The organism is Promicromonospora sp. NPDC057488 (assembly GCF_042802395.1).
Lineage (GTDB): Bacteria > Actinomycetota > Actinomycetes > Actinomycetales > Cellulomonadaceae > Promicromonospora.
The window spans coordinates 1-18228 of record NZ_JBHVEG010000130.1 but is presented as its reverse complement, the minus strand read 5'-3'; the positions used below and the strand labels follow the sequence as shown (position 1 = coordinate 18228).

Sequence of the window (18228 nt, the reverse complement as noted above, 5' to 3'; positions counted from 1 at the left end):
CAACTCGAGTTGCCGATCACCTGACCTTTTACCGATCGCGCGCGTACGGCTTACGCCGCGCGCGCCGCTCTGTGCCGGATGGCGCGGGCGTAGTCGGCGCGTGGGACGTGTGGCGTCACGTGGAGCACCATGCCGGCCTCGGCCGGGGTGCGGTCCGCCTTGTGCGAGTTGCACTCGTAGCAGGCGGCCACGAGGTTCATCCACGTCGAGGGCCCGCCACGGGACCGCGGCAGGATGTGGTCCACGGTCTCGGCGGGGCCACCGCAGTAGGCGCACAGGCCGTCGCGTCGCTTGACGCCGAGCTTGGTGCACGCGGGCGCCCCGCCCGACTTGTAGAGCCACCGCATCGTCACGTACCGGACCAGCCGCAGCACGCGCGGTAAGGGGAACGGCCCGAAGGAGCGGCCGTCGACCGCCTCCTCCACGACCGCGACCTCGCGCACGAGCATGTGGATGGCGTGCCGGACCGATACCCGGTGCAGCGGCTCGTAGCCGGCATTGAGGACTAGGACGTCGGCCACGGGCCTGCTCCTTCCGGTGAGCTTGTCGTCTCGGTTCTTCTTGTCCTTCGGATGGTGCTCAGGGCGCTGCGCTCCTGGGCCCGGGACGACAAGAGCCGCCCGGGAACAGGGGTCCCGAGGCGGCTCACGTTCACTGGTCCGGCAGAACCGGATCAGGAGCGTATGGCGCCCCGGATGGCCTCGCGGCCGTCCCAGAGGTGCTGCGCTGTGGTCGGGAAGGACGAGGCGGTGGCGGCACTGGCCTTGCTCAGGCCTGCGGCCCGGTACGCGATGCTCGTGCGAACCATCGTGGATCTCTTCCTTTCCCGTTTCTTGAAGTGGCTGGTGAGGTTGCTGTTCGTGGTGCTGTCGGCGGTACCCGAGACGCGGGGCAGGCGGTCACTGACACACAACCTGCCGCCACGGCGCGGAGTCCGTGTGTGAAGAAAGGTACAACGAGGACTTGACAGCGTCTATGGCTTTTCCGGAACTGCAACCCAAGGATGCATCAAGAAACCGGCGTGGCGCGGTCCCGCGGCGTGTCGCGGGCCGCCGCGAGCTCGGCCTGCACGGCGGCGAGCTGCGCCCGGATCGCGCGCAGCTCGGTCATCACCTCGGCGTCGTTCTTCTCCTCGTGCTCGGCGAGGTCGTCGATGCTCTCCATGCCGCTGACGACCACGGCGATGAACAGGTTCAGCACCGCGAACGAGACCACCAGGATGAACACGACGAAGAAGATCCACGCCATGGGCTCGTGCACCATGACGTCGTCCGCGATGTCCGGCCACGCCTCGCCGGTCATCACCTGGAACAGCGTGAACGCCGTCGTGCCCAGGTCGCCGAAGTGCTCGGGCGAGACCGTGCGGTACAGGCTGGTCGCGATCACCACCGACACGTACATCACCAGGAGCAGCAGCGCGCCCACGGAGCCCATGCCCGGCACGGCCGCGATCAGGCCGTTGACGACCCGCTTCATCGACGGCACGGAGTCGGTCAGGCGCAGCACGCGCAGCACCCGCAGGGCGCGCAGCACCGCGAGCGGCCCGGTGGCCGGTATCAGGGCGATCCCCACCACGACCAGGTCGAACACACTCCACGGGTCCCGGAAGAACCGGGGCCCGTGGGCGATCAGGCGCAGGGAGATCTCGGCGACGAAGAACCACAGCATCACGTCGTCGACGACCTGCAGCACCTCGTCGACGGGTCCGTCGACGACCGACGTCTCCGCGCCGAGCACCACGGCGTTGGCGATGATCACCCCGAGCACCACGCGCTGGAAGCGCTGGTGGTCCACCAGCCTGCGCAGGTGCTCGCGAACTGGCACGCCACCGACCGACATCCGGACTCCTTTCAAGGGTTTTGTCCGGAATGCAGAGTAACTGTCGGTCGGTGGTGGGCGCGGCGCGGTCCGGCGCCTACCAGCTCACGGGCTCCCGGATGATCGGGCAGGTCATGCAGTGCCCGCCGCCCCGGCCGCGGCCGAGCTCGCCGCCCGCGATCTCGATCACCTCGATGCCGGCCTTGCGCAGCAGGTCGTTCGTGGTCGTGTTGCGGTCGTAGGTGAACACGACGCCCGGTTCGACGGCGACCGAGTTGTTGCCGCTGTCCCACTGCTGGCGCTCAGACTCGTAGACGTCGCCGCCGGTCTCGATGACCCGCAGCCGGCCCAGCCCGGAGACCTTGCCGACGACGTCGAGGAACGACGAGGCGCCGGCGTCCGTGACCGAGACGCCGATCGGGCCGGAGTCCGGGCGCAGCACGAACGGGTGCACGCGGTCGACGATGCGCGGGTACACGGTGACGGTGTCGACGTCGACGAACGTCATGATCGTGTCCAGGTGCATGGCCGCGCGCAGCCGGGGCATGCCCGCCACGACGATCTGCTCGGCCGCGCCCGCCTCGAACAGGGAGGCGGCGACCTGCGTGATCGCCTGGCGGGAGGTGCGCTCGCTCATGCCCATGAGCACGGTCCCGTTGCCGATCGGCATGATGTCGCCGCCCTCGAAGGTGGCCTCGCCGTGGGTGGTCTCCGGGTCGCCCCACCACACGCGGCTGCCCACGAAGTCGGGGTGGAATGAGTAGATCGCCTTCATCAGCAGCGTCTCGTCCCGGCGCGCCTGCCAGTACAGCGGGTTCAGCGTGAGGCCGCCGTAGATCCAGCAGGTCGTGTCGCGCGTGAACAGGGTGTTCGGGAGCGGGGGCATGAGGTACTCGCGGGCGTCCGGGCTGAGGTCCGCCAGCGCGCGGAAGCCAGGCGGCAGCTCGGGGACGTCGGCCACGGCCAGGCCGCCGATCAGGTACCGCGCGAGCTCGTGCTCGGGCAGCGACTCCAGGTACTCGCGCGTGGCCTCGACCAGGCCGTTGCCCACGATCTCGGGCACGATCTTGCGGTCGAGCAGCCAGTCGCGGGCGCCCGGCACGCGCAGCGTCTGCGCGAGCAGGGCGTGCAGCTCGACGACGTCGACGTCGCGGTCGCGCAGCTCGGTCACGAAGTCGGCGTGGTCCTGCTGGGCGCGCTCGACCCACAGCACGTCGTCGAACAGCAGGTCGGCCGAGTTGGACGGGGTGAGGCGCTGGTGGGCCAGGCCCGGCGCGCAGACCAGCACCTTGCGCAGACGGCCCACCTCGGAGTGGACGCCGTACGCCGACGAGGGTGTGCCGGCCGGGGGTGTGATGTCGATGGTGTTCATCGGGCGCCTACGGTACTCAACCGGCCGCCGTCGTGCCGAGCAGCGAGCCCAGCGCGAAGGTGGCGCCCAGCGCCAGCGCCCCGCCGACGACGACGCGCGCCGTGGCGCGCACCCGCGGCGCGTCGCCGATCCAGGCCGCGAGCCAGCCGGTGCCCGCCAGCGCGGCGAGCACCACGACGAACGTGACGCCGACGCGCCAGGGCTCGGGGATCAGGAGCACGGCGGCGAGCGGCAGCACGGCGCCGAGCGTGAACGCGACGGCCGAGGCGAGCGCGGCGTGCCAGGGGCTGACCACGCCGTCCTCGTCGATGTTGAGCTCGGCCTCCAGGTGCGCGGTCAGCGCGTCGTGCTCGGTGAGCTCGATCGCGACCTGGCGTGCGGTGGCGGGGGACAGGCCCTTGGCCTCGTAGATCGCGGCGAGCTCGGCGAGCTCCTCCTGCGGCATCTCGGCGAGCTCGGCCTTCTCCTTGGCGATCAGGGCCTTCTGGGTGTCGGACTGGCTGGACACCGAGACGTACTCGCCGAGCGCCATGGAGATCGCGCCGCCGACGAGGGCGGCAAGGCCCGCGGTGAGGATCGGGCCGGTCTGCGACGTCGCCGCGGCGACACCGACGGCGACGGCGGCGACGGACACGATGCCGTCGTTCGCGCCGAGCACACCGGCGCGAAGCCAGTTCAGCCGCTCCGCGAGCCCGTTGGTGTGGGGCTCGTCGGGGTGCCCGACGGCGGTGGGGCCGCCGGTGTCCGGGCGCTCCGCGCCGGACGGTTCTGTGGTCATGGGCTCAGGCAACCAGGACTCCGGGTGTCGGGCCAACATCAGGCCCGACCTTGGGCAGCCTCACCTTGCCGTGGTGTCGGGTGCTGTGACCGGCTCGGCGGCCAGGGGCTCCGCGGTCCAGCTCGCCAGCATCGCGAGCGCGTCCTCCGAGCGAGATCCTTCCGGCGCCATGTAGACGACGATCTTCTGGTCGGCGGCTCCTGGCACGTCGAGGGCCTCATAGTCGACCGAGAGGGGACCTGCGACGGGATGGGTCAGGCGGATCGTGCCGAAGCCGCAGCGGTAGACGTCGTGGTCGGCCCAGAGCCGGCGGAAGTCTGCGCTCTTCACGGTGAGCTCGCCGACGAGCTCGTTGAGTGCCTGGTCGTCGGGGTGGGCACCGGCATCGGCACGCAGCACGGCGGCGGCCTCGGCGGCAATGGTCTCCCACTCGTCGTACAGGTCCCGCGCCTCGGGTGCCAGGAACGTCCAGCGTGCCATGTTGCGCTCGCGCCGGGGGACCACGCCGAGGTCGAAGAAGACGGCCCGGGCCAGCGAGTTCATCGCCAGGACCCGCATGCCCCGGCCCATGACGAGCGCGGGCGACGTGGTGAAGGCCGCGAGGGTCCGGCGCACGCTCGGGCGCACCCGCTCGGCGGCTGACCCGGCTGTGCGCCGGGAGAGGGGCTGGGCCTGCAGGGACACGAGCGCGAACAGGTACTCGCGCTCGGTCGGGTTGAGGCGCAGGACGTCGGCGACGGAGGAGAGTACGGCGTCGGACACCTGCCTGGTGCGTCCTTGTTCGAGACGGGCGTAGTAGTCGACGCTCACCCCGGCCAGCTGAGCCACCTCCTCACGGCGGAGCCCGGGCACGCGCCGCGCGCTAGCGGCGCCGTGCAGCGCGACCCGGGGCAGGCCGACGTCGGACGGGCGGAGCTTCGCCCGGCTCGCACGGAGGAATTCCTTGAGCTCGTCACTGCTGTCCATCCGCCCAGTGTGCGCCCTCGCGCACGGGTGCGGTCCGCCGAGGGTCGCACTGGCAGTCCTAGGCAGAACGGTGCCTGCCCGGCCGCTCCACGGACCGTCCCGGCTGGTTGTACTGGTCGAGGCCGCCGACCTGCGGGGCCCTTTCCGGAAGGAACTCTCATCATGAGCACGACTCAGAGCACGAACGATTACGACGTCGTCGTCGTCGGCGGTGGATCTGCCGGCGCGGTGCTGGCCAACCGGCTGAGCGCGGACCCGGGACGGTCGGTCCTGCTTCTGGAGGCAGGCACCGCCTACCCCACCGACGGCAACCCGGACGTCATCCTGAACCCCTCGATCGTCGGCGGCGACGCGGCCCACGACTGGGGCTACACCGCCCGCGGGACCGACCGCAACGGCGCCGTACCCGTCCCGCGCGGAAAGGTGCTGGGCGGCAGCTCGGCCGTGAACGCGACGGTGGCGCTGCGGGCGCGGAAGGACGACTTCGACAAGTGGGCCGCCCACGGGCTGACGGGCTGGTCCTTCGACGAGGTGCTGGAGACCTACCGGGCACTCGAGTCGACGCCTGACGGGGACGACCGGCTGCGGGGCCGGACCGGCCTGTTCCCGATCCGTCAGCGCGCCTACACGGAGCTCACTCCCGGCATGCGCGCCTTCGTCGACGCGAGCGTCGCGCAGGGTCTCAAGCGGATCGAGGACCCGAACGGCGCGGAGCAGGACGGCGTCGCGCCGAACCCCCTGAACACCGTGGACGGTGTGCGGCAGAGCACCGCGCTGACCTACCTGACCGACGACGTGCGCTCCCGCGCGAACTTGACGATCGTCGGTGGCGTCGAGGTCGACCGGGTCCTCTTCGACGGCGCCACCGCCGTCGGTGTCGTCGCCGCGGACGGCGAGGAGTATCGCGCCGATGAGGTCATCCTCTCCGCGGGCACGTACGGCAGCGCCTCGATCCTGCTGCGTTCCGGGGTCGGGCCGAAGGCAGAGCTCGAAGGCCTCGGGATCGAGGTCCTCGCGGACCTGCCCGTCGGCGAGCACCTGCAGGACCACCCCTTCTACTACAACGCGTACGCGCTGAAGGAGGAGGCGCTCGCGATGACGCCCGCCGCCGGCGCGCTCGTGTGGACCAGGTCGGCCGAGGCTGTCGGGGGCGAGCTCGACCTGCAGATCTCCGCCACCCACCTCATCGATCCCGCCTACAGCCCCACCGGCGGGGCGATCGTGCTCGCGATCGCCGTCGTACAGCCCGAGTCCACCGGCACTCTCCGCCTGCGGAGCCGGGATCCCCGGGTCGCGCCGGACATCGACCTCAACTTCCTGGCGACCCCGCGCGACCGGGTGCGCATGCTCGAGGGCGTGAAGCTCAGCCGTCGGATCGCCCGCACCACGGCCTTCGCCGAGGTGGTCGCGTCCGAGATGATGCCGGGCGAGCAGGTTCAGTCCGACGAGGACCTGGAGCGGGTGATCGACGAGCAGATCGCGTCCTACGCCCACCCCACCTCCACGGTGCCGATGGGTGGCGTCGACGACGCACGGGCCGTGGTGGACGGGGGAGGTGCGGTCCGCGGCCTCGCCGGGATCCGGGTGATCGACGCATCGATCATGCCGCTCGTGCCGTCGACGGCTACGAACCTGACGACGATCATGCTGGCCGAGCACATCTACCGGAACGCGCTGGCCGTGTAGGCGGCCTGTCGGGTGAGGAGCCCGGCCGGCCCGCGCCTACTTCGGGGTGCGCTCGCCGACCGGGACCTCGACCGTCAGCGTGTTGCCGTCCTGGGCGAGCGGGCACGTCCAGGCCGGGTCGTAGGCGCAGGACGGGTTGTAGGCGAAGTTGAGGTCGAGCACCAGGTCGCCGACGCCGAAGTCGTCGGGGCCGCCGCCCTCGCCGCCGTCCGACCCGCCGGTGTGCCCGAGCCAGGAGCCCTTGATCGTGTCGATGAGGTAGCGGCCGCCGCCGTAGGTGCCGCCGGGCGGGCCGGCCAGCGCGTCCTTGATCGGCACGAACAGGCCGCCGCCGTAGGAGGCGAGGCGCCAGACGTCGAGCGTGCCGAGGTCGCCCAGGGCGTCTGAGCCCAGCGCGACGGTGCCGAGCAGCTCGAACGGCACGACGCCGTCGGTCCCGGTGGGGACGTCGAGGCGGCGCGGGGCGCCGTCCGGCCCGGGCTCGGCGGGGACGATCGGGGCGCTCAGGCGCCAGGCCGGGTCGTACGGGGTGACGGTGAGCCCGGTGAAGCCGGCCCGCTCCTCGGGGAGGATGGGCGACACCGGGTGGGTCGCGAAGAGCTCGTCGCGCGCGGCGACCCACCCGGCGTGCGCCGCCGCCGGGCTGACGACGGCGCGGGTGCGGGCCTCGGCGTACAGCGCGAAGACGCGCCGTCGCCAGTCCGCGGTCTGGAGTGCTGTGATGGCGGGGGAGGTGGTGGCGGCGTGCGTCATGCGTCCGACACTACCCACCGCCGGGTGACACACCGCGGGCGGGACCTCAGACGGGGACGCGGAGCGTCGCCGTGTACCCCTTGGCCACCGAGCCGGAGACCTTGGCCAGCTGCAGCGCGTACCCGTCGGAGAACACGTTGTCCGAGTCGAGGGTGACGCCCGCCAGGTTGGTCACGCTCTGCTCGTAACCCGTGGTCGCGTACACGGTGTCGCACACGTCCTGCGGCAGGGCGAGCTGCGAGGTGCGCATGCGGTTGGTGGCGCTGGTGGCGTCGTCGAGCGAGGGGTAGATCTCGAAGTGGATGTGCGGCCACCGGCCCGCGTAGCAGGCGGGGAAGATCGAGGTGAAGGTGACCTTGCCGTCGGCGTCGGCCTCCTGGACGCCGCGCAGGTAGTTCTGGTCGGCGATGTCGTACATCGAGTACTTGCCGTCTCGGTCGCAGTGCCACGCGTAGACGGCGGCGCCTGCGACGGGGGTTCCGGCGTCGCCCTCGCCCGACACGTCCACGACGGTCAGCGAGAAGGTGAGCGGGACGCCGTCAGCCGTGCCGGACGAGTCGCCGAAGCTGGACCTGATGTCGCTGCGCACCACGCCCGTCATGGTCAGGGCGTTGGGCCCGTTGGTGCCGTCGGCGGGGTAGGGGCCGTTGGTCTCCTCGGGGATCTCGCCCTCGCCGACGTCGGCCTGCGAGACGTCGCCGGGGGCGCCGCCGCCCGGGCCGCCCTCGCCGCCCTCGGGCGGTGCGCCACCCGGACCGCCCGACGGCGCGCCGCCGGGACCCGCGCTCGTGCCCGACGAACCGCTGCCGGAGCAGGCCGCGAGCGCCGCGGCGAGCCCGCCCGCGGTCAGCAGGCCAAGGGCGTGCCGCCGGTTGAGGAGGGTCGGCAGGTCGTGCGAGAGGCCGAGGTCGTGCGCCTCGGGGGTCTCGCGATCGCCGTCCGGCGTGCCGCTGGGCCTGCTGGTGTGGGTGCTCATGGGCCGAACGTAGGGCGCGGAGCTATGTCCGGCCCGGCAGGAGGCTGGGAGCGCGCTATGACTGTGCCGGGCCGGGCCGCGCTCTGGGCCGGACGGCGCGCTCAGGCGCGCGGCGTGAGCCGGATGACCGGCATCTTCCGGTCGGTGGTCTGCTCGTACCGGCGGAAGTTCGCGGCCTCCGCGGTGATCTTCTGCCACGCCTGGGCGCGCTCGTCCCCGTGCAGCTCCGTGGCGGTGACGGGGACCGTGCGGCCGCCCAGCTCGACGGTCAGCCGGTCCGGGTGGGCGGCGACGTTGAGGTACCACGCGGGGTTGGCCGCCGCGCCCCAGGCTGAGGCGACGACGAGCCAGGAGCCGTCCGGCCCGGGGAACCAGGCGAGCGGGGTCGGCCGGGCCTCGCCGCTCTTGCGCCCGACGGTGGTCAGGACCAGGAGGTTCTTGCCCATGGTCGTGGCCGTGGTGCGCCGGGCGTGCCGCATCATCAGGCTGTTCAGCCAGCGGAACACGGGTCCGGGCACCCGGGCTCCGCGGGTGCCGGTGGGGTGGGAGAAGCTCATGGAGCGATCTTCCTCTTCCGGTGGTCGGGGGTTGGCGCGGGAATTATGCCACCGGCGCGGCGTGGGTCGAGCGCGGCCTAGGATCGTCGGGTGCTGCGACTTACCGACGTCACCTACCTCGTCCGTGACCATGACGAGGCGATCGCCTTCTTCGTCGATGCCCTCGGCTTCGCCCTGCGGGAGGACGAGACGAACGCGGCCGGACGCCGCCGCGTCGTCGTCGGCCCGGCGGACGGCGGCGCCGGCCTGGTGCTGGCGCTCGGTGGGGAGGACGACGTCGTCGGGCGGCAGGCGGGCGGGAAGGTCGCGTTCTTCCTGGAGACCGACGACTTCGCCGCGCAGCACGCCCGGATGCTCGCCGCGGGCGTGCGGTTCCGTGAGGAGCCGCGGTACGAGGTCTACGGCACCGTGGCGGTCTTCGAGGACCTGTACGGCATGCCGTGGGACCTGATCGAGCCGCCGCAGGGCGCCTGAGCCGTCAAGGCCGAAGGCCCCCGGGCATACTCCGGGGGCCTTCGGTGTCGCAGAGCCGGCGTCAGCCGCAGTGCTCGAAACCGCTGGTGTAGCTGGTGGAGCCCACCGAGCCGCCCCACTTGACGCAGGTGCCGGGTGCCGACCGCTTGACCGGGCCCGCGTAGTACCCGTAGCTGCCGGAGTCGGTGGTGCGCGAGGCGCCCTGGGGTTCCAGGAAGGCCGCGACCGCGGTCGGGGTGCCGAGGTTGGTCGACTTGAGGGTGACCACGCAGTTGCTGCCGGTTCCCGAGTTGTACAGCAGGTAGGTGCGGCCCACGGAGCCGAGTGCCGCCTGGTCGATCACGGCGAAGCCGCTGCCGCAGACCTCCACGGGCGTGTACGGGTTGCTGGACCCGCAGCTGTTGGTGCTGGTGACGGCCTTCTTCTGGCCGACCGAGACGGTCACGCCGTCGACCGTGGGCGAGGTGTCGACCACGCCGGAGGAGCTGCGCTGCTCGTAGTGCAGGTGCGGTGCCTCGGAGCCGCCCGTGGAGCCGACGGTGCCGATCACGGTGCCCTGGCTGACCGACATGGTCTGGCCCGGGTTGCGCACCATGGTGGCGAGGTGCGCGTACCGGGTGCGGGTGCCGTCGCCGTGCACGATCTGCACCCACTTGCCGTAGCTGGTGGCGCCCTCGTCGTCGAAGGTGGCGGTGCCGCCGGCCGTGGCGCGGACCGTCTCGCCGCCCACGGCGTCGCCGCCGTAGGTCTGCCAGTCGATGGAGCCGTTGGGGCTGTGGCCGCCGCTCCAGTTGTTGGCGTAGAACGTCTTGCCGCAGCTGAACGGCGACTTGTGGTTGGTCGCCAGCACGCCGGCGCCGTCCGAGGAGGACGTGGTGGACAGGGGGGACGCCGTGGCCGTGGACGCCGGTGCGGCGACCAGGGCGAGCGCGGTGAGCGCGGCGAGCGCCCACTGCCTGGCGGATCTTCTGCGGAACGGGGAGTTGACTGTCATTGGTGCTCTCCATCCTGGGTCTGACTCTTGGTCTGACGCCGGAAGGCTGACACGCCGCGCTCGGTGGTGCCCATGGGTAGGGCTGCCCCTGGACGGCTCCCCGGACCGGTGCTCCGGTCGGGTCAGGCCGCGACCCGCCCGGCCCCGCCGTCGACGGTGATCGTCTGGCCGTCGCGCAGGGTGGTCATGGCGCCGGGCACGGCCAGGACGGCGGGGATGCCGTGCTCGCGGGCCACGATCGCGGCGTGCGACAGGACGCCGCCGGTCTCGGTGACCACGCCGGCCACGACACCGAACAGGGCGGTCCACGCCGGTTCGGTGAACCGGCACACGAGCACGTCGCCAGGACGTACGCGGGTGAAGTCGTCGGGGCCGTGCACGACACGCGCGGGACCGGACGCGAGGCCCGGACTGCCGGGCGTACCAGCCAGTTCGGTGGCGGGGTGGTCGGTCATGACTTCCTCCCTGGGCGAACCCGTCGCCCGTTGACACCGGCGAGCGGACGTTGCACGGTGCAATATGGCTCACATCCCGGTACTCGGCAGATCCTCTCAGCCCGAGCTCCTCGTGCTCCACTCCGTGCGGATCCAGGGCATGGCCGACGACGACGCCGTCGCCGTGCGGTTCGGCCTCGACCGCGCGGACACCCACGAGCTGCTGCTCGACGACGAGGCGTACGGCTGGGTGCGCCGCGCCGCGTTCGGGACGACGGCGGGCTGGTCGCTGACGGACCGCGGCCGCGCCGAGGACGACAGACGCCTGGCCGAGGAGCTGTCGGAGACGGGTGAGCGCGCCGTCGTCGAGCGGGCGCACGAGGCGTTCGGGCCCCTGAACGCCCGCCTGCTGCAGGCGTGCACCGACTGGCAGCTCCTGCCGGAGAAGGACGACCGGCTCACCCCGAACCACCACACCGACCCCGAGTGGGACGCGCGCGTGCTGGACGAGCTCGGGACGCTGCGCGACGAGCTGACGCCGCTGGTCGCCTCGCTCTCCTCCGTGCTGGCGAGGTTCGAGGGGTACGACACGCGGTTCACCTCCGCGCTCGACCGGGCGCGTTCCGGCCAGGGGGAGTGGGTGGCCGGCACCGGCCTGAGCTCGTGCCACACCGTGTGGATGGAGCTGCACGAGGACCTCGTCTCGACCCTCGGCGTCCCGCGCGCCGAGTAGTGCGTCGCTCCCGGCGGCGCGGGCCTGACCGGTAGGTTCGTCGGATGGCGACCCGACATCTCTACCTGGCCCGGCACGGTGCGGCGGACGCGTTCGGCGAGCTGACCGACGTCGGCCGCACGCAGGCGAACCTGCTCGGCGAACGGCTCGCCGGGCTTCCGATCGACGCCGTCTGGCACTCGCCCCTGCCGCGCGCCGCCGCGAGCGCGCGCGTGATCGGCACGCACCTGCCGGACGTCCCGGTCGCCGAGGCGGCCGAGCTCGTCGACCACGTGCCCTTCGTCCCCACCGGCGCGGACCTCCTGCCCGCCTGGGCGGGCTTCTTCGACGGGTACGAGGACGCCGAGCGCGTCCAGGGCGAGCGCCTCGCCGCGGCGCTCGTCGAGCGGTTCGCACGGCCCGCCGACGTCGAGGCGCACGAGGTGCTGGTCACCCACGCGTTCCAGGTCGCCTGGCTGCTGCGGCACGCGCTCGACGCGCCCCCGGCCCGCTGGCTCGGCCTGAACAGCGGCAACACGGCGCTGACCGTCATCCAGTACCGCGACGGCCTGCCGCCCACCGTGGTGCTGTTCAACGACATGGGGCACCTGCCCGGCGACCTGCGCTGGACGGGCTTCCCGCCGTCGGCCCGGCCGTGACGTGTCAGACCTACAGGCCCCTCGGGTGACCTGTGGGTCTGACACGTCAGGGGAGCAGGCCCGCCCAGCGGCGCGAGAGGTCGACCAGGCCGACCCGGTCGAGCGCGTCGACCTCCGCCGGGGTGTGCCAGGCGACGCCGTCGGTGGAACCGTCCTCCTCGACGCGCAGGTCGCCGCCCGTGACGCGGGCCCGGTAGACGATGCGCAGGGCCTGCCCCGGGCGCTTCGCCCGATGCCCGCGGTCCGCGGCGGCGAGCACGATGCTGTCGACGCCGAGCAGGCCCTCCAGCTCCACGTGGTAGCCGGTCTCCTCGTAGACCTCCCGGACCGCCGCGTCGGCCGGGTGCTCGCCCGGGTCGATGCCGCCGCCGGGCATCGTCCAGCCCTCACGGCCGCCCTCGGACCAGTGGGGCAGGAGCAGCCTCCCCGCCTCGTCGGTGACGACCGCGTACGCGGAGACCCGCAGGTCGATGGACCCGTCTGCGCTGGTGAACATGGTGCCCATCATCCCCGGGGCATCCCTCGGGCGCGGGGTATATGCATCATGCACACGATCCTGGTACGGTCCGACGGTGCACCCCGGACACACCGCCGTCCCCGACGGCGACGGCCCGTTCCCCGGCATCGTCGTCGTGCACGACGCCTACGGGATGACCGCCGAGCTGCGGCGCGTCTGCGACCACCTCGCCGCCAACGGCTTCCTCGTGCACGCCCCGTCCCTGTACCAGCGCGGACGCTGCCTGCGGCAGACCTTCCGCAGCCTGCTCGACGACGACGGCCCCACCTACGAGCGGCTCGAGGCCGAGCGCGCGGCGCTCGCGGCCCGGCCCGACTGCACCGGCCGCGTCGGCGTCATGGGGTTCTGCCTGGGCGGGCGGTTCGCCCTGGTCGCCGCGGGTCGCGGCCTGTTCGACGCCGCCGCGGTGAACTACGGCCTGCTGCCGCCCGGCCGGCAGGAGCCGGCGGAGCTCGACCGCATGCTCTCGGCGCCCTGCCCGGTCGTGGCGAGCTACGGCGCCCGCGACAAGGTGGTCGACGGCGCCGAGGTGGACAAGCTGCGCGCCGGGCTGGAGCGCACCGGGGTGCCCGTGGACCTCAAGGTGTACCCCGAGGCGACCCACTCGTTCCTGGCGCAGTACACCGGCGCGCTCGGCATGCTGATCCGGATCCAGGGCATGTCGCACGACCCGGCGGCGTCGGCGGACGCGTGGGAACGCACGTTCTCCTTTCTCGCCGAGCACCTGGGCGGGCCCGGCCAGGGGTGACGCGACCCCGGGCTCAGGCGAACAGCGCGGCCAGCTCCGCCGCCTGCGCCCGGCCCACCGCGCGGCCCGCGGCGGCCGACGGCGCCCGCGTGGCGGGGGAGAGCGGGTTGATGCCGAACGCCTCCGTCGAGGCGTCGTCGGCGCAGATCATGAGCACCTTCGCCGGCGCCAGGGCCTCGACCTGCTCGGTCGCCGAGGGGCCGAACGGCGACGGCGACCCGGGCCGCTGCGGCGTGATCACCAGCACGTGGTCGGCGCCGGCGGCCAGGTCGACGTTCGCGACGGACCGGATGCCACCGTCCACGTAGCGCCGGCCGCCGATCGTCACGGGCGGCCACACGCCCGGCACCGCGCAGCTCGCGGCGATGGCGTCCAGGAGCCGCACGCCCGAGTCGCGGCGGAAGACCCGCAGCTCGCCCGACTCGGCGTCGACCGCGGGGATGGCGAGGTCGGTAGCCGGCCACTCGGTGCTCAGCAGGTGCGTCTCGTGCTCCTTGAGGCGGGTCGCCTCGTCGGTGGTGGTGGCGGCCAGGGCCATCGCGCCGATCCGGCGGCGGATCTCGTGCGGGTCGGGCGGTGTGCCGTCGGGCGCCGGCTCCAGGGCGGCGGCCCAGCCCGCGAGCATCGCGGGGCCGTCGAACTCGACCACGAAGTCGAGTCCGTCGTCGACGAGCTGCGCCTCGTAGAGCGTCTCCAGCGGCGTGCCGCTGGTGATCTGCGCGGCCACGGCCGCCCCGGCCGACGTGCCGACCACCCGTCCGGCGCCCACCAGCCGCGCCGCGAGCTCCAGGTCCTTGTCGGCGATGCCCTGCAGCACGCCCAGCTCCCAGGCGACGCCGGCCACGCCGCCACCTCCGAGTACGAGTGCGTCCGTCATGCCTCGCACACTACGACCGGGCCCCGGGCCGGGCGCGGTCACGCGAGGGTGATCGTGGGGTGCCCCGTCGTCGGACCAGCCGGACCTGCGCTCCCCGTCGTCCGTCGTCCCGAAGATCACCCGCCGGACCAGGCCGGCTCGGGCCGGCGTCGTGCTCCAGCGACACGTGTCAGACGCTCAGGTCACCCGAGGGACCTGAGCGTCTGACACGTGGGGGGTCAGTCCGCCGAGCGCACCATCGCCCGCACCCCGACCGTCAGGCCGACGGCGGCCGTGACCACCGCCGCCACCCAGCCCCACGCGACGGCGGAGGACGCCAGGTCGCCCGCGAAGGCCGCGCGCCCGGAGTCGACGACGTACCGCAGCGGGTTCACGGTCGAGACGGCGCGCATCCACGCGGGCCCGGTCTCCAGCGGCAGCAGCATGCCGGACAGCAGCATGACCGGGAACAGCACGGTCTGCTGCACCACCCAGAACATCCACTCCTGCTTGCGCACCGCGAGCGCCAGCGAGTACGACAGGGCGCCGACGCCGATGCCGAGCACGGCGAGCTGCAGCAGGGTGAGCACCGCGCCGAGCGGGTTCGGGCGCAGGCCGAACGGCAGCATGACGAGCAGCACCACCGCGGACTGGGCCAGGACCGGCACCATCTCCTTCAGGGCGCGGCCCACGAGCTGCGCCGACCGGGACAGCGGGGTCACCAGCATCCGCTCGTGCACGCCGGAGGAGATGTCGAGCTGCAGGTTGGAGCCGGTCACCGAGCTGCCGAACAGCGTGGTCATCGCCAGCACGGCGGGCACGAACCACAGCCAGACGTCGGAGCCCAGGGTCGCGCCCGCCGAGCCGACCAGCAGCGGGCCGAACAGCCCGAGGAACACGAGGGGCTGGATGAGGCCGAACAGCAGCGAGAACGGGTCGCGTGCCACGGGGCGCAGCTCGCGGAGCAGCACGATGCGGGTGTCGCGCACGAAGCTGCGGCGGGCCTGGGGGCGTGCGGACGTCGGCGTGGCGGGGGTCAGGGTCGCGGCGCTCATGCCGGGACCTCCTTCTTGATCGGTGCGGAGGTGGCGGTCCGGGCGTCGGCGGGCTCGTCCGGCCCGGCGGTGTCGACTCCGGTCTCGCGGAGGCTGCGGCCGGTCAGGCCGAGGAACACGTCGTCGAGCGTGGGCCGCGCGACGTCCACGCGGCTCACCTCCAGGCCGGCGGCGTCCGCGGCGCGCAGCAGGCCGGGCGTGGCGCCGGGGCCGTCCGCGGTGCGGATCTCGACGGTGCGGACGCCGAAGGCGTCGGCCACGCGGACCGACCGGGTGCCGGGCGCGCGCTCGGCGATCGCCGCGAGGTCCGCGGCGTGCTCGGCGGGCACCCGCAGGGTGACCAGGTCGCCGGCCAGCTCGGCCTTCAGGGCGTCGGCGGTGTCGTCGGCGATGACCTGCCCGTGGTCCACCACGATGACCCGCTCGGCGAACGTGTCCGCCTCGTCGAGGTAGTGGGTGGTCAGCACGATGGTCCGCGGCTCGGCGGCCGCGGTGCGCATGCGCAGGATGTGCTCCCACAGGTTGGCGCGGTTGTGGGGGTCCAGGCCGGTCGACGGCTCGTCGAGGAACAGCAGCGACGGTTCGTGGACCAGGCCGACGGCCACGTCCAGGCGCCGCTTCTGCCCGCCGGACAGGCTCTCCACCTTGCGGTCGGCCTGCTCGGTCAGGTCCAGGGCCTCCAGCAGCTCGCCGGCCCGGGCCTTGGCGGTGCGGCGGTCGAGGCCGTAGATCTCGCCCTGCGTGACGAGCTCGTCGCGGACGTGCTGGGCGGCGCCGCCCGCGCCGCCCTGGCCCACGTAGCCGATGGCGGCGCGGACCCGGTCGGGTCGCTCGACGACGTCGTACCCGGCCACCTCGGCGGTGCCGGACGTCGGCTGGATGAGCGTGGTCAGCATGCGCAGCGTCGTCGTCTTGCCGGCGCCGTTGGGGCCGAGCACGGCCACCAGCTCGCCGGGCTCGACGTCGAGCGAGATGCCGCGCACGGCGTGGACGGTGCGGGTGCGGCTCACCACGAAGTCCTTGGTGAGCGCTCGGGTGCGGATCACGATGTCTCCTTCTTGCGGTCCGTGCTGCTTCTTGCGGTACCCCCTCAGCCTGTCGTGGGTAGCGGTCAGTTCCTGTCCTCTTCCGCGTGCGATCCTGAATCCGTGCTCGAGACCTCCGGACGCCTCCTCGCCCTCCTGTCGCTGCTCCAGGCCCGCCGGGACTGGCCCGGCCCGCTCCTCGCCGAGCGGCTGGACGTCAGCCCCCGCACCGTGCGGCGCGACGTCGACCGGCTGCGCGAGCTCGGCTACCCCGTCGCCGCCACCAAGGGGCCCGACGGCGGCTACCGCCTCGACGCCGGCGCCGAGCTGCCCCCGCTGCTGTTCGACGACGAGCAGGCGGTCGCCGTCGCCGTCGCGCTGCGCACCGGCGCCATCCCCGGGGCCGAGGAGGGGGCCCTGCGGGCGCTGGCGACCATCCGCCAGGTCATGCCGGCCCGGCTGCGGGCGCGCCTGGACGCGCTCGAGGTGACCACGGTGCGGCGTCGGACCGGGCCCGCGGAGCCGGAGGTGGACCCCGACCTGCTGCTGTCGCTCGGCTCGGCCTGCCAGGCGCGCGAGGTCGTCCGGTTCGACTACGAGGGCGGCACCATGGCCACCGTCGGGGAGGGCGACGCCGCGTTCCGGCCGCCCCGCCGGGTCGAGCCGTACCACCTGGTCACCTCCGAGGGGCGCTGGTACCTGGTCGCGTTCGACCTGGACCGGGACGACTGGCGGATGTTCCGGGTGGACCGGCTCACGCTGCGCTCGGGCACCGGCCCGCGGTTCGTCGCGCGAGAGGTGCCCGGCGGCGACGTCGCCGCCTTCGTGGGCTCCCGGATCAACGGCTCCCGCTCGCCGGTGCGGGGCGAGGCGGTGCTGCACGCGCGGGCCGCCGACCTCGCGCCCTGGGTCGGTGCCAACGGGCTGTGCGAGCCGCTGCCGGACGTCGACGGCGAGGCCCGGTGCCGCGTGGTGCTCGGCTCGTGGTCCTGGGCCGGGCTGGCCGGCCGGCTCGGCGTCTTCGGCGTGCCCTTCGAGGTGGTGGGGCCGCCCGAGCTGGTCGCCGCCACGAGGGACCTGGGCGCGCGCTACGCCGCGGCCGTACCGGACCGACCTGCTGGCTGACCTGTTGCCTGACCGGCTGCCTGACCTGCGAGAAAGGGGCACGCGCCAGGGGAACCGCACAGTATGTTGATGCGTTGCCCGAGGACCCGACCCCAACAGAGAGCGTGCGCATGACGAACCTGTCCGACTTCACTGATGACGAGCTCGCCCAGATCCTGGACGCGCCGGGCGCCGTGCTGAAGGGCGCGACCCTCGCCGACGGCCAGCCGGGGGCGATCCAGTTCTTCAAGGAGATGGCGTCGGGGGCCAAGGTGTTCCGGGAGGCGCAGGAGCACGAGAACGACTTCGTCCGCGAGGTGGCGGTCGCCATGCGCGCCCGCCTGGGGGAGCAGGACGCGGCCGCGGCGGAGGCCGCCCGGAACCCCGCGTCGCAGGTCGGCGTCGCCCCGGCGGCCGCCGCCACCGACCGCGCGGCCACCGAGGGCGCGCGGCCCGACCCCGAGGGCGAGACGGCCCGCGCGGTCGAGCTGACCGGCGCCTCGGTCAAGGTGCTCCGCGAGCGCGCGGACGCCGCCGACGTCGAGGCCTACGCCGACTGGATCCTGCGGATCGCCGAGGAGGTCGCCGAGGCCGCGGGCACCAAGGAGGGCGGCTTCTTCAGCAAGCGCGTGCTGGTCTCCGCGGGCGAGCGCGACTTCATCGACCGGCTCACGGCCGCCGTCGGGCGCTGAACTCTCTCTCTTTCGAGGGTCAGGTTTTCTTCGCTCTGAGCCGGCTCAGAGC

22 protein-coding genes are annotated in these 18228 nt (G+C 73.1%); 7 read left to right on the top strand and 15 right to left on the bottom strand.

Features of this window, described 5'->3' with window-relative positions; translation table 11 throughout:
• Positions 1-50: 50 nt before the first annotated feature.
• The 6 genes from ACFU5G_RS21885 to ACFU5G_RS21860 form a co-directional block, all read right to left on the bottom strand.
• On the bottom strand, positions 51-521 hold the full coding sequence (locus ACFU5G_RS21885; RefSeq protein ID WP_020018328.1) for an HNH endonuclease: 471 nt from the start codon (positions 519-521) through the stop codon (positions 51-53).
• 152 nt (positions 522-673) lie between these two features.
• Positions 674-808 carry a hypothetical protein gene (locus tag ACFU5G_RS21880; RefSeq protein WP_377249540.1) on the bottom strand — a complete coding sequence of 45 codons (135 nt, stop codon included), beginning with the start codon at positions 806-808 and terminating at the stop codon, positions 674-676.
• A 200-nt stretch (positions 809-1008) separates the two neighbouring features.
• Complete coding sequence (locus ACFU5G_RS21875) at positions 1009-1839, bottom strand: ion transporter (protein ID WP_377249538.1); 831 nt, start codon at positions 1837-1839, stop codon at positions 1009-1011.
• Between the two features lie 76 nt (positions 1840-1915).
• Positions 1916-3190 carry an arginine deiminase gene (locus ACFU5G_RS21870; protein ID WP_377249536.1) on the bottom strand — a complete coding sequence of 425 codons (1275 nt, stop codon included), beginning with the start codon at positions 3188-3190 and terminating at the stop codon, positions 1916-1918.
• Positions 3191-3206: 16 nt separating this feature from the next.
• Positions 3207-3968 (bottom strand): VIT family protein, encoded by a 762-nt coding sequence (locus tag ACFU5G_RS21865; protein WP_377249534.1) that lies wholly within the window; start codon positions 3966-3968, stop codon positions 3207-3209.
• 60 nt (positions 3969-4028) lie between these two features.
• Positions 4029-4934 carry a helix-turn-helix domain-containing protein gene (locus ACFU5G_RS21860; protein WP_377249532.1) on the bottom strand — a complete coding sequence of 302 codons (906 nt, stop codon included), beginning with the start codon at positions 4932-4934 and terminating at the stop codon, positions 4029-4031.
• Between the two features lie 162 nt (positions 4935-5096).
• On the opposite strand from ACFU5G_RS21860, the gene ACFU5G_RS21855 reads away from it, so the two are divergent.
• On the top strand, positions 5097-6620 hold the full coding sequence (locus tag ACFU5G_RS21855) for a GMC family oxidoreductase (RefSeq protein ID WP_377249529.1): 1524 nt from the start codon (positions 5097-5099) through the stop codon (positions 6618-6620).
• A 36-nt stretch (positions 6621-6656) separates the two neighbouring features.
• Here the strand turns inward: ACFU5G_RS21855 and ACFU5G_RS21850 are convergent, their stop codons facing one another.
• From ACFU5G_RS21850 to ACFU5G_RS21840, 3 genes are all read right to left on the bottom strand, one after another.
• Positions 6657-7373: a DUF1684 domain-containing protein gene (locus tag ACFU5G_RS21850; RefSeq protein WP_377249526.1), complete on the bottom strand. Its 717-nt coding sequence runs from the start codon at positions 7371-7373 to the stop codon at positions 6657-6659.
• 46 nt (positions 7374-7419) lie between these two features.
• A complete protein-coding gene (locus ACFU5G_RS21845; RefSeq protein WP_377249524.1) occupies positions 7420-8349 on the bottom strand; it encodes an intradiol ring-cleavage dioxygenase in 930 nt (309 codons plus the stop codon).
• A gap of 101 nt (positions 8350-8450) precedes the next feature.
• Complete coding sequence (locus tag ACFU5G_RS21840) at positions 8451-8906, bottom strand: nitroreductase family deazaflavin-dependent oxidoreductase (RefSeq protein WP_377249521.1); 456 nt, start codon at positions 8904-8906, stop codon at positions 8451-8453.
• A 90-nt stretch (positions 8907-8996) separates the two neighbouring features.
• On the opposite strand from ACFU5G_RS21840, the gene ACFU5G_RS21835 reads away from it, so the two are divergent.
• Complete coding sequence (locus tag ACFU5G_RS21835; protein ID WP_377249519.1) at positions 8997-9380, top strand: VOC family protein; 384 nt, start codon at positions 8997-8999, stop codon at positions 9378-9380.
• 61 nt (positions 9381-9441) lie between these two features.
• On the opposite strand, the gene ACFU5G_RS21830 is transcribed toward ACFU5G_RS21835, so the two are convergent.
• On the bottom strand, positions 9442-10374 hold the full coding sequence (locus ACFU5G_RS21830; protein ID WP_377249517.1) for a M23 family metallopeptidase: 933 nt from the start codon (positions 10372-10374) through the stop codon (positions 9442-9444).
• Positions 10375-10496: 122 nt separating this feature from the next.
• Positions 10497-10829 carry a PEP-utilizing enzyme gene (locus tag ACFU5G_RS21825; RefSeq protein WP_377249515.1) on the bottom strand — a complete coding sequence of 111 codons (333 nt, stop codon included), beginning with the start codon at positions 10827-10829 and terminating at the stop codon, positions 10497-10499.
• A 112-nt stretch (positions 10830-10941) separates the two neighbouring features.
• Between ACFU5G_RS21825 and ACFU5G_RS21820 the strand changes: the two genes are divergently transcribed.
• On the top strand, positions 10942-11541 hold the full coding sequence (locus tag ACFU5G_RS21820; protein ID WP_377249513.1) for a transcriptional regulator: 600 nt from the start codon (positions 10942-10944) through the stop codon (positions 11539-11541).
• Between the two features lie 44 nt (positions 11542-11585).
• Complete coding sequence (locus ACFU5G_RS21815; protein WP_377249511.1) at positions 11586-12179, top strand: histidine phosphatase family protein; 594 nt, start codon at positions 11586-11588, stop codon at positions 12177-12179.
• Positions 12180-12225: 46 nt separating this feature from the next.
• Here ACFU5G_RS21815 and ACFU5G_RS21810 read toward each other — a convergent pair whose 3' ends face one another.
• Positions 12226-12675 (bottom strand): NUDIX hydrolase, encoded by a 450-nt coding sequence (locus ACFU5G_RS21810; protein WP_377249509.1) that lies wholly within the window; start codon positions 12673-12675, stop codon positions 12226-12228.
• Between the two features lie 76 nt (positions 12676-12751).
• Here ACFU5G_RS21810 and ACFU5G_RS21805 point away from each other — a divergent pair, with 76 nt between their 5' ends.
• Positions 12752-13444 (top strand): dienelactone hydrolase family protein, encoded by a 693-nt coding sequence (locus tag ACFU5G_RS21805; RefSeq protein WP_377249507.1) that lies wholly within the window; start codon positions 12752-12754, stop codon positions 13442-13444.
• Positions 13445-13457: 13 nt separating this feature from the next.
• Here the strand turns inward: ACFU5G_RS21805 and ACFU5G_RS21800 are convergent, their stop codons facing one another.
• The 3 genes from ACFU5G_RS21800 to ACFU5G_RS21790 all read right to left on the bottom strand — a co-directional run bounded on the left by ACFU5G_RS21800 (position 13458) and on the right by ACFU5G_RS21790 (position 16401).
• Positions 13458-14321 carry a patatin-like phospholipase family protein gene (locus tag ACFU5G_RS21800; RefSeq protein WP_377249505.1) on the bottom strand — a complete coding sequence of 288 codons (864 nt, stop codon included), beginning with the start codon at positions 14319-14321 and terminating at the stop codon, positions 13458-13460.
• Positions 14322-14539: 218 nt separating this feature from the next.
• Positions 14540-15355 (bottom strand): ABC transporter permease, encoded by an 816-nt coding sequence (locus ACFU5G_RS21795; protein WP_377249503.1) that lies wholly within the window; start codon positions 15353-15355, stop codon positions 14540-14542.
• Complete coding sequence (locus tag ACFU5G_RS21790) at positions 15352-16401, bottom strand: ATP-binding cassette domain-containing protein (RefSeq protein WP_377249501.1); 1050 nt, start codon at positions 16399-16401, stop codon at positions 15352-15354. Before ACFU5G_RS21790 ends, ACFU5G_RS21795 begins: the two co-directional genes overlap by 4 nt.
• Positions 16402-16503: 102 nt before the next feature.
• Between ACFU5G_RS21790 and ACFU5G_RS21785 the strand changes: the two genes are divergently transcribed.
• Positions 16504-17505, top strand: coding sequence for a helix-turn-helix transcriptional regulator (locus ACFU5G_RS21785; protein ID WP_377249499.1), 1002 nt, complete (start codon positions 16504-16506; stop codon positions 17503-17505).
• 110 nt (positions 17506-17615) lie between these two features.
• Positions 17616-18176, top strand: coding sequence for a hypothetical protein (locus ACFU5G_RS21780; RefSeq protein WP_377249497.1), 561 nt, complete (start codon positions 17616-17618; stop codon positions 18174-18176).
• Positions 18177-18228: the final 52 nt, after the last annotated feature.

Excerpts from the sequence above, each read along its gene's own strand:
- ACFU5G_RS21880 (WP_377249540.1), bottom strand. The coding sequence starts at position 808 with ATGGTTCGCACGAGCATCGCGTACCGGGCCGCAGGCCTGAGCAAGGCC.
- ACFU5G_RS21875 (WP_377249538.1), bottom strand. The coding sequence starts at position 1,839 with ATGTCGGTCGGTGGCGTGCCAGTTCGCGAGCACCTGCGCAGGCTGGTG.
- ACFU5G_RS21870 (WP_377249536.1), bottom strand. The coding sequence starts at position 3,190 with ATGAACACCATCGACATCACACCCCCGGCCGGCACACCCTCGTCGGCG.
- ACFU5G_RS21865 (WP_377249534.1), bottom strand. The coding sequence starts at position 3,968 with ATGACCACAGAACCGTCCGGCGCGGAGCGCCCGGACACCGGCGGCCCC.
- ACFU5G_RS21860 (WP_377249532.1), bottom strand. The coding sequence starts at position 4,934 with ATGGACAGCAGTGACGAGCTCAAGGAATTCCTCCGTGCGAGCCGGGCG.
- ACFU5G_RS21855 (WP_377249529.1), top strand. The coding sequence starts at position 5,097 with ATGAGCACGACTCAGAGCACGAACGATTACGACGTCGTCGTCGTCGGC.
- ACFU5G_RS21850 (WP_377249526.1), bottom strand. The coding sequence starts at position 7,373 with ATGACGCACGCCGCCACCACCTCCCCCGCCATCACAGCACTCCAGACC.
- ACFU5G_RS21845 (WP_377249524.1), bottom strand. The coding sequence starts at position 8,349 with ATGAGCACCCACACCAGCAGGCCCAGCGGCACGCCGGACGGCGATCGC.
- ACFU5G_RS21840 (WP_377249521.1), bottom strand. The coding sequence starts at position 8,906 with ATGAGCTTCTCCCACCCCACCGGCACCCGCGGAGCCCGGGTGCCCGGA.
- ACFU5G_RS21830 (WP_377249517.1), bottom strand. The coding sequence starts at position 10,374 with ATGACAGTCAACTCCCCGTTCCGCAGAAGATCCGCCAGGCAGTGGGCG.
- ACFU5G_RS21825 (WP_377249515.1), bottom strand. The coding sequence starts at position 10,829 with ATGACCGACCACCCCGCCACCGAACTGGCTGGTACGCCCGGCAGTCCG.
- ACFU5G_RS21815 (WP_377249511.1), top strand. The coding sequence starts at position 11,586 with ATGGCGACCCGACATCTCTACCTGGCCCGGCACGGTGCGGCGGACGCG.
- ACFU5G_RS21810 (WP_377249509.1), bottom strand. The coding sequence starts at position 12,675 with ATGTTCACCAGCGCAGACGGGTCCATCGACCTGCGGGTCTCCGCGTAC.
- ACFU5G_RS21800 (WP_377249505.1), bottom strand. The coding sequence starts at position 14,321 with ATGACGGACGCACTCGTACTCGGAGGTGGCGGCGTGGCCGGCGTCGCC.
- ACFU5G_RS21795 (WP_377249503.1), bottom strand. The coding sequence starts at position 15,355 with ATGAGCGCCGCGACCCTGACCCCCGCCACGCCGACGTCCGCACGCCCC.
- ACFU5G_RS21780 (WP_377249497.1), top strand. The coding sequence starts at position 17,616 with ATGACGAACCTGTCCGACTTCACTGATGACGAGCTCGCCCAGATCCTG.